The sequence below is a fragment of the Niallia sp. FSL R7-0271 genome (assembly GCF_038005785.1).
Taxonomy (GTDB): domain Bacteria; phylum Bacillota; class Bacilli; order Bacillales; family Cytobacillaceae; genus Niallia.
Map to the genome: position 1 here is coordinate 1,618,168 of NZ_JBBOTZ010000001.1, position 15,464 is coordinate 1,633,631.

Here is a 15,464-nt window from a genome sequence, read left to right on the forward strand (position 1 = left end):
TAAAAGGGGATTTTGCAGTGAATCAAAAAGTATTGCTTGTTGAAGATGAAGAGGATATTTCTAATTTATTGGAAATTTATTTGAAGGATCAAGGATATGCAGTAGATACTTTTCATAATGGGCAGGATGCGTTAGAGCGTATAAAAACAACAGAATATGATTTAGCGATCTTGGATGTTATGTTACCGGGCATAAATGGATTTGAATTATGCAAAAAAATTCGGGAGCAATATTTTTATCCAATTATTATGTTAACAGCTAAGATTGAGGATATTGATAAAATTACTGGATTAACAATTGGAGCAGATGATTATATAACAAAGCCTTTTAATCCACTTGAGGTAGTGGCAAGAGTGAAAACTCAATTGCGCAGATATAAACGTTACAACGAACAGGCAGGAAGTGTAAAGGATGTAGAGGAGTACGATATTAGAGGATTAAAAATTAATAAATCCACACATCGCTGTTCCTTATTTGAGGAACCAATCGAGTTAACGCCGATCGAGTTCTCTATTTTATGGCACTTATCTGAAAACCAAGGAAAAGTTATTTCAGCTGAGGAGCTATTTGAGAAGGTATGGGGAGAAAAATATATTGAGAATAACAATACAGTGATGGCTCATATTGCTAGATTGCGTGAAAAGCTGAAGGAGCCTGTGAAAAAGCCGAGGTTTATTAAAACTGTTTGGGGAGTGGGGTATAAGATTGAATAAGAAAGCTAAGCAAATCTCCAACTATTTAGCACTGCGCTTTTTCATCATTACCTTATCTTGTTTTGTTATTATTTTTCTTTTGTCTTTTATTCTAGTAAGTGTTAATGATTCACAAGCGTTATCGGGTGTTATAGGAGATGCTGTTAAATGGACAAGTAACCGTTTATTGTTGCTGGCACCAAGTGTATTTATTGCATGCGTATTTATTATTTTAATCATTCAACGAAGACAGCTGATAACGTATTTAGCTGCATTATCAGCAAACCTAGAAACGATCACGATTGAAGAGAAACACGACTTACAGCTTCCGCCTATCTTAAAGGATGCAGAGGAGGGGATGGAAAGACTGCGGTATGAGCTGAAGGAAAAAGAGCGTGCAGCAAAGGAAGCGGAGCAGCGGAAAAATGATTTAATTGTGTATTTGGCACATGATTTGAAAACACCGATTTCCTCGATTATCGGTTACTTAACATTACTGCGAGATGAGAAAAATCTCTCAGACGAGATGTATCAAAAATTTATCCATGTAACAATGTCTAATGCAGAGCGCTTAGATGATTTAATTAATGAGTTTTTTGAGATAACGCGCTTTAATTTATCGGCCATCTCCTTACATTACAGCAAAGTGAATCTGTCATTTATGCTGGAGCAGCTCTTGTTTGAGTTTCAGCCCATATTAAGAGCTAAAAATTTAACATATCGTATCGAAGACACGCAACATATCGAAATTGCTTGTGATGCAGAGAAAATTCAAAGAGTATTTGATAACTTAGTTAGCAATGCTGTGCATTATAGCTTTGAGGATAGTGAAATTGTTATTTCTATTACGCAGGATGAGGACAGTGCGGTGATTCAATTCAGTAATGAAGGATATCCGATTGAACGTGACAAGCTGGATCGCCTGTTTGAACAATTTTATCGCTTAGATGCAGCGAGATCGACTCGAAGCGGCGGTGCTGGAATTGGATTGGCTATTGCTAAGCAAATTATGGAACAGCATCATGGCACGATAACAGCGAGTTCAAATGGGCAAAAGATTAACTTTACTGTGAAGCTGCCGTTATCGTAAGAATTTCGTAAGATTTTACGCAGAAAAAAAGCAGATAATTGTTATAGAACGCAAATAAAGAAAGCTTTTGGTTTCAGTATGATTAAAGTACTGAAAGCAAAGGCTTTTTTTATTTTTCGGAGGGATAAGTATGGAAATTTTAAAGGTGCAAAATGTAAAAAAGGTTTATCAGTCTCACAAAGGTGCAAAGGTTGAGGCATTGGTTGATATTAACTTCACTGTAAATAAAGGAGAATATATTGCCATTATGGGAGAGTCAGGCTCAGGCAAATCAACACTCTTAAATATTTTAGCTTTTTTAGATGACGTTACAAGAGGGGAAGTACTGCTGGAGGGTGTGAACTACAAACAAATTCAAAATGATGAATTGGCAGCATTTCGCCGGCAGCATTTAGGATTTGTGTTTCAGGATTTTAACTTATTAGATCAATTCACCTTAAAGGATAATATTTTTTTACCGCTAGTCCTTGCTGATCACTCTGTAAAAGAGATGAATGCAAAAATAAAGGATTTAGCAAGCATATTGGAAATTGATCATCTTTTAGAAAAATATCCGTACGAAGTTTCAGGAGGCCAGCAGCAGCGAGCTGCAGTTGCACGGGCGTTAATCACAGCCCCGAGCTTAATTTTAGCTGATGAACCGACTGGCGCACTCGATTCTCGTTCTGCACAGGAGCTGTTGAATTTGTTTGCAAGATTTCATCAAGCGGGCCAAACCATCATTATGGTGACACATAGTGTGTATGCAGCAAGTAAAGCAAGCCGTGTGCTGTTTATTAAAGACGGAAAAATCAACAGTGAGATCCATAAAAGAGATAAGAATGAAGATATCACCCAACAAATTTTTGACATGCAATCAGCAGCAATTGCACAAAGGAGCCGCAGCCTATGAATAAAAAATGGTATGTGAAATTAGCGGTAACGAACATCAAAACCAATGGCTTAATGTTTCGGCCCTATCTATTTACTTGCATGGTCATTATAGCCCTGTTTTATACCATTAACAGCCTGATCAATGCTCATGCGCTAAAATCCATTTCAGGCGGGAACTTTACCATCGACGTGATGAAGTTTGGCAGTTTATTGTTTACCGTACTATCTCTGTTCTTTTTGATGTATGCCAACAGCTTTATATTTAAGAAACGAAAGAAGGAAATGGGTTTATATAATTTATTAGGTTTGGAGAAAAAGCATATTCGAAAAATATTAATACTAGAAACTGCGCTTATTGCACTATTCACAATGATAGGCGGTATTGCAGTTGGTCTAGTATTAAATCAAGCTGTCGGCATAGCTATGTCCGCCATGATGAAGGTCCCGTTAACAGTCAGTATGATTTCTATACCTGCCTTATTAAAAACGATTGGCATATTCATAATGGTCTTTTCCATTATCCTGGTCTTTAACTTAAAGCAGATTCACTCTGTTTCAGTGATTGAATTAATGAAAGGGGCCCAAAAAGGGGAGCGGGAACCGAAGGCGAAGCTTGTGCTGGCAGTGCTTGGTGGTGTCCTCTTATTCTCAGGATATCTTCTATCATTTACTGTTAAAGACCCAAAATTAGATATAAGTGCGATGATTACAGCAATAGTCCTTGTTGTGGCAGCAACGTACTTGCTTTTTATTGCGGCAAGTATTGTTCTCCTTAAAATGCTGCGCAAAAAGAATAGCATTTATTATAACAAAAACAATTTTACCCTCATTTCAACCATGATTTTTCGGATGAAACAAAATGCGGTCGGATTAGCAAATATTGCTGTGTTAAGCACGGCGACCTTAATTGTTATGACAACTACCATTTCCTTATATTTAGGTGTTAATACGATGCTGAACAATAGCTTTCAGTTCGATGTATCTATTACAAATCCGGCAGAAAACATCCCTGAGCAGCAGCAGCTGCAAACATTTATCGATAACAATAAAAATCGTTATGATGTTGATACTACATCTGCTGCATCATACCGCGGCGGACAGTTTGCTGCTGATTTAACAGGAGATGGAAAGGAAGACTTCTTTCTTATTTTGCCGTTAGAAGATTTTAATACACTAACAAACGAGGATATTTCGCTAGCTGCAGATGAAGTAATGCTTTTAAAAGATAAAGAGACTGCAGGATTACAAAGCATCAACCTAAACGAAGAATCATTTAAAGTGAAAAGTATGGTTGAAGATTTGCCAATTGATACAGCCCTTGCTGACAGTGTTGATCGCAATTGGATTTACGTCATTGCTCCGTTAACTGGTGAATTTGCGCAAACACTAGATTTGGAAAACTCAACTACTATGTATCAAGACTTTAACTTACAGGGGGATGCAGACGCAGTGAATGATTTTTCCCATGCGATTGCAGAGGAGGCTGACAAAATTGGCTATTTGGATGTAGAAGCAAAGTCAATTTACAAAGAATCACTGTTAGTTCGTTTTGGCGGATTGCTGTTTTTAGGAATTTTTATTAGTGCGGTTTTAGTTGCCGAGACAGCGCTAATGATTTTCTATAAGCAAATTTCAGAAGGCTATGACGATCGAAATCGCTTTGCCATTATGAAAAAAGTAGGCATGAGTGAAGCAGAAATTATGAAAACCATTAGAAAGCAAACGCTGATTATGTTTTTTGCCCCACTCACCGTAGCACTACTTCATTTAGGAGCTGGTTTGCCGCTTGTAACGAAAATCATTGGTATCGCTGCAATGGATAATTGGCTTGTTGTGTTAGGCAGCGGATTATTTGCAGCAATCATTTTTACAGTCATTTATGGTGCAACCTATCTATTCACCGAAAAAAGCTATAAAAAAATCATTAAGCACTAAAGGAGAATGAAAGTGAAAAAAATAAAAACAGCTTGGATTATTATTGGTGTAATTATTCTATTCCTACTTGGCACTATCTGGAGCAATTCACATGTAACTGTAGACAAAGTGACAATTGCTCATAATCGTTTACCAGCAGCATTTGAAAACTTTAAAATTTTGCAGATTTCTGATTTAAAAGGAAAGGAATTTGGAAACAATCAAAAAAAACTAGTGAATGTAATAAAAAAACAGCAGTATGATGCAGTTGTTTTCACAGGAGACTATATTTCCGAAGAAGAAGAGAATTTGCAGCCGCTTGAAAGCTTATTAAAGGGAATGCCGAAAAATAACGACATGTATTATATTTTAGGTGATAAGGATGGAGATAACAGTACGGCTGCATTGAAAAAGGGTGACCGTTTTTATGATTTGTTTACAAAATATAATGTCAAGCCACTCTATCCTGGAATCGAGATTAAGAAGGGAGGAGACTCGATTTGGTTAAAAACAAATCCGTATGTTGGCATGAATGAAGTAGGAGCAGGTGATATTTCAAGTCAATTGTTAGAAGAAAAAGAAGCGTTTGAAGCTCGACTTAAGGAGCAGCAAGACCCCTTTACGGTTGAAATCTCCCACCGTGCCACAGAAATTGATTATGAAGATCCGTATCTGCATGAATATCGGACAACAACATTAAATGATGCAGACAAAGAATGGAGACAATGGGATGTCAGTCTTAACGGTCATACGCTTGGAGGACAATTCAAATTGCCGATTATCGGTCCGCTGTATGCTCCGAATTTTGGCTTATTTCCTGGTAAAGTGAACGTAACAGGTGTGCATACGGTTGATAATCATACCCAATATATAAATAACGGATTAGGTGTAAGTGGACCTTGGTTTGCACAATTTCGTCTGTTTAATACACCGAGCATTGGGTTAATCACTTTAAAAGGAAAGTAACCTATAAAAGCTGGTAATTTGGAGTGCAAAGTCCATCTTTTCATTTAAAAAAATAAGAGGGAAACTCCTCTTATTTTTTTATTTCTTCCAGGGCTTAAATATGAGTGCCAGGATGATAATAAGCAAAATCAAAAAATACAGCAAGTTTGGCAGGAATTTTAACAGCCAAATACTAACCATTAATGTCGAAAATGTTAACAGCTCTAAGTACCGTTTTCTGCCTAATTTTTTCTTATTAGCCATTACAATGAAATAGGCAATTGGCGGTAATATAAAGCACAGCACAAACAATACTTTTTCTTTCAGATACCAAGGCAGTTTATTATCAGTCATCTTTGTATGATTAGTTTCTTTTCCATTTTTCCTCATAATGTGCCCAAGCACTCATCGCAATAGCTGCGATGATCTCCCCCACAAACCGAAACAAACTGAGTGCTAATTCCATTAATATCCACTCCTTTGATTTTAATATTACAAAAAATAGGAACTTATCACAAGTTATATTATTGTCCTATTTATATGCATGAAGAAAAGGATTACACTAGAAAAAAAGGCAGAATGGGGAGGAATAAAGATGCATTTAATAGAAATAAGACGGCCGCTCGAGACAGACCGAAAAGAACTGCAGCATTTTTTTGATATCATGCTCAAAAGCACGTTTGATAAGAATGGTATTGCCAATCTTGTCGAGGACAGACAAACGGAGCTTCAGGAAAAGCAGGACCAGCTTAACGAAGATTTTGCGAGCAGCGGAAAGAAACGATATTTTTTATTGGCAACTGATAAAGCTACTGGAGACTTGCTCGGCTGCATTGCATATGGCCCTGTAAGTGCATTAATAGTAAGAGAAACAAAGGGAGAATTCACTGATATGTTGGAGGTGGGCACAGCGTTTGTTCATCCAGATCATCAGAACAAAGGAATTGGCACACTGCTTTTGCAGGCCATCCTCGAAGTCTTAAAAAGCAAGGGAATAAAAGAATATTGCTTGGACAGCGGCTATCAGCTCGCTCAAAAAGTATGGACGAAAAAACTTGGCAGTCCATACTTATTGTTAGAAGATTATTGGGGAGAGGGAGCGCATCATATGATTTGGCGCAGGCAAATGGATAAGTGAATGGTCTTTTCTTTCTATTTACTAAAATTATCATTAGGTGTGAGTTTAGATGAACTTTGAAGAGCGAGTACATATGTTTGATTATAAGCTTAATGATACGGATGACCAAATAATAGAGTATATTCTTCAGCATAAAAAAGATTTTATCCATCATTCAATTCAAACCTCTGCAGCTGCTTTGTACACTGTTCCTAATACGATTACACGGTTATCTAAAAAGCTTGGCTATGACAGCTTTTCTCATATGAAAAACAGCATGAAGGATGAGCTGCAAGCGGCACAGTCAGAGGAGCATCTTTCATTCGCTTTTATAAAAAAGACATATGATCTTCTTGATACAGAGTTGCTTGGAAAACTGGCGCGGAAACTTGTTTCTGCTAAAACTATCTTATTTTACGGTGCTGGTGACTCCGCTGATTTTTGTGAAATGATGGTAAGAAATCTTAGAGTAGTCGGCAAAAGCTCTGTCTATTTAAGTCACAGACATGAGCTAATGCATATGCTTAAATCGATGACAAAGCAAGATGTGCTGTTTACAATCAGTCTTTCAGGAGAAACACCGCTTGTTCTTGAAATCGCCCAATTAGCAATAGAGCAGAACATCCAAACGATATCTTTGACTCATTTTAGTCATAATTCACTACAAAAACTAACAGATTACAATTTATACTGTTATTCCCCTAAAAGGTTGAAAAATGGTTATAACATTACAGATAAAACACCTGTTATGATTGTTCTTCAAGCGTTGTCAGAACAGTATTGGAGCATAAATTAAGTGAAAAATACACAAAAATTCCATAAACAATTTTTATTTGTGTAAAAACAAGAAGAAAAGCTGCTCTTCTTGTTTTTTTTGTTAGTATTAAACCGAAAAAATGAAATCGATTTCAAAAAAAGGAGGTTAGTTCTATGAAGTTAAGAGACTTAACATCTGTCCGGTTATTGTGTACCGACAAAAATTTTGCAACGAAGCAGCAGGCAATTGAGTTTTTGACGAATTTGCTCTACAAGGAAGGAAAGCTATATTCTGAACAAGAATTTCTTAATTCTGTGCTGGAGCGGGAACAATTGTCACCGACAGGTTTTGAGGGGGGCATTGCAATCCCGCACGGAAAATCAACAGCTGTAAAAGAAGCAGCTTTTGCAATTGCTACAGTTAAAGTGCCGTTATTGGATTGGGAAAGTGTCAATCCAGACAATGAAGTGAAATTGGTTATTATGCTGGCGATTCCAGAAGATAAAGCAGGTTCTACTCATCTAACATTACTTTCTGAGTTTATGAAACGTTTATTTGATAACGACTATAAACACCGGTTATTGAATGCGGCAAGCCCTGTTGAGTTATGGCAGCAGCTTGATAACACGGACGAGCAAAAATCTTTTGAACTACCGGGGACTAGCAAAACGATTTTAGCGGTTACTGCGTGTCCAGCAGGCATGGCTCATACGTATATGGCAGCAGAGGCATTAATACAGGCAGGCAAGGAGCTGGGTGTTGCTGTGCTGGTTGAGAAGCAAGGTGCCAATGGTGTGGAAGACAAGCATACGAATGCTCATTTAAATAGAGCAGATGCGGTGATTTTTGCAAACGATGTGGCTATTAAAGACGAGCAGCGATACAGCCATTTGCCTAAAGTGAAGACAAATGTTGCTGCACCTCTGAAAAATGCCTCTGCAATCATCACTAAAGCCATTAACATAGCAGAACGGCAGCCAGCAGAAAAAAATAGTTATGCGCAGACAGACGACAGTGATAGCTCAGATAACAAATCCTTTAAAACAGAGGTAAAAGACTCCATCCTGACAGGTATTTCTTATATCATACCTGTTATTGTCGCAGGAGGAATGACCTTGGCTGCTGCTGTATTAATAGCACAAGCATTTGGATTACAGGATGTATATGAGCTTGAAGGCTCATGGCTGTGGCTGTTAAGGCAGCTTGGCGGCGGAATGCTCGGGCAGCTGATGATTCCGATTTTATCAGCGTATATGGCCTATTCTATCGCGGATAAACCGGGACTTGCCCCAGGCTTTGCTGCGGGAATTGCAGCTAATTTAATTGGCAGCGGGTTTTTAGGCGGGATGCTGGGCGGATTTCTGGCAGGATTTTTGCTCAAATGGTTTAAGCACAGATTGAAAACGAATGGAATATTTGCTGGCTTTATTAGTTTTTGGGTTTATCCAGTTGCAGGAACATTAATCGTTGGCGCTGTCATGCTGTTTGTAGTTGGCGAGCCTTTAGCCTGGCTGAATCAAGCTCTCAATGCTTGGCTGGAAGATTTATCTGGCGCAAATGCCATTATTTTAGGGGCCATCATTGGTGCGATGGTTTCGTTTGATCTGGGAGGTCCTGTCAATAAAGCTGCTTACACATTTTGTATTGGTGCGATGGCAAGTGGCAACTTTATTCCTTATGCAGCGTTTGCTTCCGTTAAAATGGTTTCTGCCTTCGCTGTAACGGCAGCTACTATTATTGGCAAGAAATTCTTTAATCAGCAAGAACGGGAAATCGGCAAACAAACATGGCTCCTTGGATTAGCAGGGATTACAGAAGGAGCGATTCCGTTTATGATGAACGATCCTCTTCGGGTTATCCCGTCCTTAATCGCTGGTTCCGCAGTTACCGGCGCCATTGTAGCCAGCTCGCAAATTGGCTTGAACGTCCCTGGAGCAGGGATTTTCTCTCTAGCCTTATTGCAAGGAAAATCAATCTTTATGGCTGGTTTTATTTGGCTTGGCGCAGCATGTGTTGGAGCATGTATTTCAACAGCACTTTTAATCATCAGCAGGCAAAGAAAACTCAGCAAAGAAACAGGAGGGGAAAGATGAAGAAAGTACATATTATCCCACATATGCACTGGGATCGAGAGTGGTATTTCTCAACAGAAGAATCGCGGATCTTGCTTGTAAACAATATGGAGGAAATTTTCGAAATGCTCGAAAACAACCCGGATTATCCAGCATTTCTGCTAGATGGCCAAACAGCTATTTTAGAAGATTATTTAGCAGCAAAACCAGAAAACCGCAACAGAATAACAACGCTTGTGCAAAAGGGGAAGCTGTTCATTGGACCTTGGTATACACAAACAGATGAAATGATTGTTGGAGCAGAGTCGATTGTCCGTAATTTACTTTACGGCTTAAAGGATTGTGCTGCCTTTGGCCAGGCAATGATGATCGGTTATTTGCCTGATTCCTTTGGCCAGTCATCGCAAATGCCGCAGCTATTAAATGGCTTTGATATGAAGCATTTTATTTTTTGGAGAGGAGCTTCTGAACGGCACGGAACGGATAAAACTGAATTTTACTGGGAAAGTGATGAAGGCTCCAAAGTACTTGTTCAGCTGCTGCCGTTAGGATATGCAATCGGCAAATATTTGCCAGAAAACAAGGTGGCACTCCGCGAAAGAATGGATAAATATTTGCCAATATTGGACAACGGCAGCACGAATGGGAGTGTTATTTTGCCAAATGGCCATGACCAGATGCCAATCCAGAAAAATATCTTTCAAGTTATCGAGAACTTGAAAGAAATCTATCCAGATCGACAGTTTTTATTAAGCAGCTATCAAGATAGTTTTGCAGATTTACCGCAGCATTTACCGACTATAAAAGGTGAGTTGCTTGATGGCAAATACATGCGAGTTCATCGCAGCATTTATTCAAGCAGAATGGATATAAAGGCAGCCAATACCCGAATTGAAAATAAGCTAGTCGATATTCTTGAGCCATTAGCAGCTATCGCTTATTCTTTAGGATTTGAATATCATCATGGCTTAATCGAGTTAATTTGGAAAGAAATCCTGAAAAATCATGCTCATGACAGTATTGGCTGCTGCTGTTCTGACAAAGTTCATGCCGAAATAAAAAATCGTTTTTTGCTGGCAGAAGAAAAGATAGACAGATTGATAGAGTTCTATAAGCGGAAAATTACTGATTCTATTGATACAGACCGAGAGGAGGATTTGCTCACAGCCTTTAATCTTCTTCCTTATAGCAGATATGATACGGTAAATGCAGTGATTACAACGATACATCGCTCCTTTATTTTAGAAGATGCAGATGGTTATGAGGTGCCGTTTGAAATGATAGCTAAAGAAATGGTGGACCCTGGCTTGATTGACAGGCAGCTTGTTCATTACGGAAACTATGAACCCTTTTGGCGTTATCATATTCAATTTAAGTCAACTATTCCGTCTATGGGCTACAAAACTTTTTTTGTTGTACCAATGGACAAAGAAAAAGAAGTATCCTTCGTTGAGAAGGATACTGTTGAAACACCATTTTATCGAATTACCGTTAATCTCAATGGGACGTTGACTATTTATGATAAGAGTATGGACAGAACATTTTGTAATGTGCTGCTTTTAGAAACGTCCGGCGATGATGGAGATGAGTATGATTATTCTCCTGTGTTTGCAGAGGAGCCTGTTGTTCATCATCATGCTGTCACTTCTTATGCGATTTCCCAAAATGACTTACAAGCGCGAATAGATATGAAAGTCAAAATCGCTGTTCCAAAAGACGCTGAGGACAGAAAAAAGCATATAAACAGCTCACTCACAGAGATAACTTGGAAAATAATCATCCCTACTGATCAGCAAATAATCAAAGTGTCTGGAGAAATTAATAATCAGGCAAAGGATTATCGTTTACGGACGTTAATTCCTACAAAGATTGCTGCTGCTTTTTCTGTTGCAGATAATCAGTTTGGATCTATTAAAAGAGGTGTTAGCGATCCAGCGATGCACAGCTGGGAGGAAGAAGATTGGGATGAGCGGCCTGATGCGATTTATCCAATGCTGTCCTATGTAAGCCTGTATGATAAGCATTATACGGTTAGCGCTATTACAAACAGCATTAGAGAATATGAAATTATAGGAGACCATTTTGACACGATTGCTTTAACGCTCTTACGCAGTGTTGGTTACCTTGGCAAGGAGAATTTAGTAAGAAGGCCAGGACGCCCTTCAGGAATCAAGCTTCCTACACCTGATTCGCATATGCAAGGCATTCTTAACGTCGAATTTGCTATTTCCATCAGTAAAGGCACACAATATACAGCAAGAATCTCTAAAGAATTCAGAACCCCTATTGAAACATATAATAAAATTCCTTATCATGCGATGAAGCTTAACTCGTCACACAAGCAAACGCCATTATGCTTCAGTTTGCTTCAGGAAAAGGGAACTGGAACGGAGGTGTTAAGTACATTAAAAAAAGCAGAAAACTGCGACGGTTTCATAGTGCGGATGTATAACCCTGCTGCAACCGAAGGCGAAATTTCTGTCAGCTTCAACGCCGCTAGCCTGAAACAAGCCTGGCTCTGTCAATTAAATGAAAATATTGAATCTTTGCTTCCTATATATGACAATAGTTTCTCTCTCTCTATCCGTTCTAATCAAGCTAAAACTGTATTAATAGAAAAATAATCTGAAAAGTCTTGCAGATTTCCCGGGCAATGGCGCAATCGTAGGAAATATACAAAAAAAACGCCTCGTTTAGGAGGCGTTTTCTTCCCGCTCTTTCACCTTGCCATCTTTGGTATAGATAAATTAGAACAGCGACTACAGTCGTCATGACATGTACACCAAATGAATGGATATTCACCAATTGATAAAGTGTTCATACCTTTTGCTTAAAGCAAAAAAAGTCCAGCACCGACAATTAAGTTTGTCACTAAGTAAAGAGACAATTTTTATATGTAAAATAGAAGGTAAAAACTGTGCCGACAAGGATAGCCAGTCAAAATGGCGATATTTTCTTTAATTATCCACCACTGACAGCGCTTTGTTGTTTGGAAAATACCGGTTAGCACTAAGGAATAGACATTGTATCACCTATAGGAGTGTGGAGAGTATATTGGAGGGAAATAGGACTTGGCGGGATTTGAACCCGCAAAATACGCTAAGCTGTTCTCATGTTAGAACAACCTGGTCGCTCTATCCGTTGAGCTACAAGTCCTGTTTATAGTATGGGCTGATTTTCGTAATTTTATTCTTTTTTTAAAAGCTTGATTCATTTCACCAATTCCTGCTTCTTAGATTTTCCCTTTTTTAGGTTGCTCAGAGAGAAATTTCTCGTTTTCTTTATAGACGATACGGATAAGTCTTCGCCTTTTTATTTCCTGTTTAAGCATTATTGTAAATGCTGGATCAAGCTGTAAACGAAGGGCATGCCGATAGGCGAGAAGCAAGGATTGATTACTTAAGAGTCTCAAGGAAGACATATTAACACCTCTCATAAGTATCATTTATCCCATTTTTCCCTAGCGCCGGCCCCACTAAACATTGTTTTCTACTAATTTTTTGTAAAAAAAAAAGAGCTTATAAAGGCTCTGTATTTTTAAGGATGCTTTCTAAGTTTTCCGCAAGTTTTGCATCTATCATTATAATAGTCGAATTTGTGATACCTGCGCATATAGCAAATAAAAGATTTAATCATAGAAATCCTCCTTAAAAATATTTTAAGCATGTCTATGTTTGTATTTTTATTGTAGCTCTTATGAAAGTAGTTGCTAAGGTATTTTTTTCCTGTATTACAAAAAAATGTTATGGGTTTAAAGTACTAAAAAATGATGGAAGAAAAAAAGATACTTTTGCGAAAAAAAAGGAAATGAATAGCAAATGTCGAAGTGAATATATAGGAGGTGTTTAAATGTTAAAAGAAGACTCTTTTATCAACGAAATGAAGTTATTGGCTAAAGCCCAATTTGAAACAAAGGCCAAGTCGATTTTAATTATAAAACAGCTCCAGCATGATTCAACCAACAAGAGCCTGCAGCAAGAATTAGCCAAACTGAGATTGGAAAGTTATGAACTGCACAATGAGGAAAAGGATTTACGCGTTTTTTTTAGAGAGTATATAAGCGTTATGGGCATTCGTTAAGATGCTCTTTTTTTTTGCATAAATTAGGAAAAGGGAGCTGACATCAGCTCCCTTTTTACACTTAATGAGACATTCTTTTACAGCTAGGGCAAGAAATTTCATGCTCCTGCTTAAATTCAATCCGTTTAAAATCACGTTTTTCAAGTGTTGCATATGGATTATACTTAGAACCGCACATGCAATACTGCCTATCTTTCACGATATGTCGAAGGCTGGTTTTTTCATTAAGAACAGTTGGATAAAACATACTTCTCCTCTTTTCTAATTTATTAAGGCAAATTAGACAGGAAGTGTCGTTCTTTAATAGGCTGCGTAATCAGGGATTTCTATCCTTAATTTTCGCGGCCTCACATTCTTTATCTGCAACCCGGCTGCCATTGCTTTTGCTTTAGGCCCGTGGCTTTGCGTCTTTTACTTTCGTAAAATTTGCCCAAGTCGATTCTATCATTATACGAAGAAATGTCAAGGAAAACGCATGCAGCTCCTGGATTCCTAAGGGGTGACTTTTATCACATATTAATTTTTTGTAAATGTTTTTTTTCTTCAACTGAGAAATTATACTCATTTTTAAGTTGGTGCATGTTTTTCTGCTTTTGCTTCCAAACGGCAAATAAATTTGTAGTATTTGACTACGATGATGAGCAGAAAAGGATCTAACAAAATGGAGTACCATATCTTCCACCAGCCATAATGAAAATAGCCCCAAGGCTCTGGCAGCAATGTCATTAGTTCATACAAGACTATGGCACAAACCCAAACTGCAATGTAAACAGCTTTTGATTTTAGCTTTTTTTTGAATGGATAATAATTCAAAAAAATAATATTAACAGGAGGCACCAATAAAAATAGCTGGGGAATTGCCAGCCAGTCAATCCCTTTTGACAAATACCAATAGGCATGGTATTTCAAATCAATATATACATCAAAAATCAACTGGAACACGATGGTAAACATCCATATATGCAAAATTTGGTTCCAGGTTAAACGCTTTTTTATAAAATAGACGACAGCATTAAAAAGAATAATGGCAGCTAGCATACCAATCATAAATGACTCCTTGTGTAGATGAAGATATTCTTATATTTTCCTATTTCTAGAAGAATATCCATTAGAGGTAATGATGATTATTCATCGTCTTTGAGCAGTTCACTTAGCATCCTTTCTCGGTGCTGTAAAAAATACTTTGTTAACTGGTAATGCTCTGTGTCTTCATACTGTATTTCTTTTATTTCGCCATCGTCGAAGCTTAGGATGGATGCGTTTGGGTATCCAAGCAGGATAGGGGAGTGTGTAGCAATGATAAACTGACAATCTTCATACTCAGCCAAATCATAAAGAATACGGATAAAGGCTAATTGTCTTTGCGGTGAAAGCGCAGCTTCGGGCTCATCGAGTAAATAGATGGCCTGCCCGTTAAAGCGGTTTTGAAAAAGAGCTAAAAAGGATTCGCCATGTGATTGCTCAAGCAAAGATTTGCCGCCGTAAGCCCGGTAGTTAGTACGCGTTAATTTGTCACTTTCCAGTTCATCTTGATATGTCGCGAAATGGTAAAAGGATTCAGCGCGCAGAAAAAAGCCGTTTGTAATTTTAGGCATCCAAGATAACCGAATATAGTCACCTAAATCAGAGTTAGCAGAATGCACTTCATAATAATTGTTTTTCCCGCCTCCTGCTGTATGAAAGCCGCATTTATCGGCGATCGCTTCGAGCAATGTCGATTTGCCTGAGCCATTCTCGCCGATAAAGAAGGTTACTTTATTGGTTAATTCCAATTCCCGTAAATTTTTAAGGGCTGGGATGGAAAAGGGATAGCTGCTTTTTGGCATGCTGTCTGCCAGAAGTGAGATTTTTTTTAGGAACATAGCAAGGGTACCTCCTTTTAAAGACTTTGCCATTTTGTTATTTTCGCTAAGCGAACAGGCAA

The 15,464-nt window shown here is 38.1% G+C and carries 14 protein-coding genes, 1 tRNA gene and 1 riboswitch; of the genes, 10 read left to right on the forward strand and 5 right to left on the reverse strand.

Going from position 1 to position 15,464, the window contains the following annotated elements; all coding sequences use genetic code 11:
* The first annotated feature begins 17 nt into the window (after window positions 1-17).
* The 5 genes from vanR (at window position 18) to MKX82_RS08265 (ending at window position 5,535) form a co-directional block, all read left to right on the forward strand.
* Complete coding sequence (gene vanR, locus MKX82_RS08245; RefSeq protein ID WP_233314221.1) at window positions 18-713, forward strand: VanR-ABDEGLN family response regulator transcription factor; 696 nt, start codon at window positions 18-20, stop codon at window positions 711-713.
* On the forward strand, window positions 706-1,782 hold the full coding sequence (locus tag MKX82_RS08250) for a sensor histidine kinase (RefSeq protein ID WP_341076319.1): 1,077 nt from the start codon (window positions 706-708) through the stop codon (window positions 1,780-1,782). Before vanR ends, MKX82_RS08250 begins: the two co-directional genes overlap by 8 nt.
* 130 nt (window positions 1,783-1,912) lie before the next feature.
* Window positions 1,913-2,674 (forward strand): ABC transporter ATP-binding protein, encoded by a 762-nt coding sequence (locus tag MKX82_RS08255; RefSeq protein WP_341076320.1) that lies wholly within the window; start codon window positions 1,913-1,915, stop codon window positions 2,672-2,674.
* A complete protein-coding gene (locus tag MKX82_RS08260; protein ID WP_341076323.1) occupies window positions 2,671-4,590 on the forward strand; it encodes an ABC transporter permease in 1,920 nt (639 codons plus the stop codon). Before MKX82_RS08255 ends, MKX82_RS08260 begins: the two co-directional genes overlap by 4 nt.
* Before the next feature lie 12 nt (window positions 4,591-4,602).
* Window positions 4,603-5,535: a metallophosphoesterase gene (locus tag MKX82_RS08265; protein ID WP_341076326.1), complete on the forward strand. Its 933-nt coding sequence runs from the start codon at window positions 4,603-4,605 to the stop codon at window positions 5,533-5,535.
* Window positions 5,536-5,613: 78 nt separating this feature from the next.
* Here MKX82_RS08265 and MKX82_RS08270 read toward each other — a convergent pair whose 3' ends face one another.
* On the reverse strand, window positions 5,614-5,868 hold the full coding sequence (locus MKX82_RS08270; RefSeq protein ID WP_233314216.1) for a hypothetical protein: 255 nt from the start codon (window positions 5,866-5,868) through the stop codon (window positions 5,614-5,616).
* A gap of 241 nt (window positions 5,869-6,109) precedes the next feature.
* On the opposite strand from MKX82_RS08270, the gene MKX82_RS08275 reads away from it, so the two are divergent.
* The 4 genes from MKX82_RS08275 to mngB all read left to right on the forward strand — a co-directional run bounded on the left by MKX82_RS08275 (window position 6,110) and on the right by mngB (window position 12,084).
* On the forward strand, window positions 6,110-6,652 hold the full coding sequence (locus MKX82_RS08275; RefSeq protein ID WP_341076330.1) for a GNAT family N-acetyltransferase: 543 nt from the start codon (window positions 6,110-6,112) through the stop codon (window positions 6,650-6,652).
* Between the two features lie 49 nt (window positions 6,653-6,701).
* Window positions 6,702-7,427, forward strand: a complete 726-nt coding sequence (locus MKX82_RS08280) for a MurR/RpiR family transcriptional regulator (protein ID WP_341076333.1) — start codon at window positions 6,702-6,704, stop codon at window positions 7,425-7,427.
* A gap of 134 nt (window positions 7,428-7,561) precedes the next feature.
* Complete coding sequence (gene mngA, locus MKX82_RS08285) at window positions 7,562-9,481, forward strand: PTS 2-O-a-mannosyl-D-glycerate transporter subunit IIABC (RefSeq protein WP_341076334.1); 1,920 nt, start codon at window positions 7,562-7,564, stop codon at window positions 9,479-9,481.
* Complete coding sequence (gene mngB / locus MKX82_RS08290; protein ID WP_341076336.1) at window positions 9,478-12,084, forward strand: mannosylglycerate hydrolase; 2,607 nt, start codon at window positions 9,478-9,480, stop codon at window positions 12,082-12,084. Before mngA ends, mngB begins: the two co-directional genes overlap by 4 nt.
* Window positions 12,085-12,526: 442 nt before the next feature.
* On the opposite strand, the gene MKX82_RS08295 is transcribed toward mngB, so the two are convergent.
* Both MKX82_RS08295 and sda read right to left on the reverse strand, forming a co-directional pair.
* Window positions 12,527-12,616 (reverse strand) — tRNA-OTHER (locus MKX82_RS08295).
* A 76-nt stretch (window positions 12,617-12,692) separates the two neighbouring features.
* On the reverse strand, window positions 12,693-12,881 hold the full coding sequence (sda, locus tag MKX82_RS08300; RefSeq protein WP_248574479.1) for a sporulation histidine kinase inhibitor Sda: 189 nt from the start codon (window positions 12,879-12,881) through the stop codon (window positions 12,693-12,695).
* A gap of 428 nt (window positions 12,882-13,309) precedes the next feature.
* Between sda and MKX82_RS08305 the strand changes: the two genes are divergently transcribed.
* Entirely contained in the window at window positions 13,310-13,540 is a 231-nt protein-coding gene (locus tag MKX82_RS08305) for a hypothetical protein (RefSeq protein WP_233314210.1), read from the forward strand.
* Window positions 13,541-13,898: 358 nt separating this feature from the next.
* A riboswitch (cyclic di-GMP riboswitch) is annotated at window positions 13,899-13,981 on the reverse strand.
* Between the two features lie 126 nt (window positions 13,982-14,107).
* Here the strand turns inward: MKX82_RS08305 and MKX82_RS08310 are convergent.
* Window positions 14,108-14,587 carry a hypothetical protein gene (locus tag MKX82_RS08310; protein ID WP_237941263.1) on the reverse strand — a complete coding sequence of 160 codons (480 nt, stop codon included), beginning with the start codon at window positions 14,585-14,587 and terminating at the stop codon, window positions 14,108-14,110.
* Window positions 14,588-14,664: 77 nt separating this feature from the next.
* Complete coding sequence (locus MKX82_RS08315) at window positions 14,665-15,402, reverse strand: AAA family ATPase (RefSeq protein WP_341076341.1); 738 nt, start codon at window positions 15,400-15,402, stop codon at window positions 14,665-14,667.
* Between the last annotated feature and the right edge of the window lie 62 nt (window positions 15,403-15,464).

Bases quoted from the DNA above. Each gene is read 5' to 3' on its own strand.
- MKX82_RS08255 (WP_341076320.1), top strand. From the start codon at position 1,913: ATGGAAATTTTAAAGGTGCAAAATGTAAAAAAGGTTTATCAGTCTCAC.
- MKX82_RS08260 (WP_341076323.1), top strand. From the start codon at position 2,671: ATGAATAAAAAATGGTATGTGAAATTAGCGGTAACGAACATCAAAACC.
- MKX82_RS08270 (WP_233314216.1), bottom strand. From the start codon at position 5,868: ATGACTGATAATAAACTGCCTTGGTATCTGAAAGAAAAAGTATTGTTT.
- MKX82_RS08275 (WP_341076330.1), top strand. From the start codon at position 6,110: ATGCATTTAATAGAAATAAGACGGCCGCTCGAGACAGACCGAAAAGAA.
- MKX82_RS08280 (WP_341076333.1), top strand. From the start codon at position 6,702: ATGAACTTTGAAGAGCGAGTACATATGTTTGATTATAAGCTTAATGAT.
- mngA (WP_341076334.1), top strand. From the start codon at position 7,562: ATGAAGTTAAGAGACTTAACATCTGTCCGGTTATTGTGTACCGACAAA.
- mngB (WP_341076336.1), top strand. From the start codon at position 9,478: ATGAAGAAAGTACATATTATCCCACATATGCACTGGGATCGAGAGTGG.
- sda (WP_248574479.1), bottom strand. From the start codon at position 12,881: ATGTCTTCCTTGAGACTCTTAAGTAATCAATCCTTGCTTCTCGCCTAT.
- MKX82_RS08305 (WP_233314210.1), top strand. From the start codon at position 13,310: ATGTTAAAAGAAGACTCTTTTATCAACGAAATGAAGTTATTGGCTAAA.
- MKX82_RS08310 (WP_237941263.1), bottom strand. From the start codon at position 14,587: ATGATTGGTATGCTAGCTGCCATTATTCTTTTTAATGCTGTCGTCTAT.
- MKX82_RS08315 (WP_341076341.1), bottom strand. From the start codon at position 15,402: ATGTTCCTAAAAAAAATCTCACTTCTGGCAGACAGCATGCCAAAAAGC.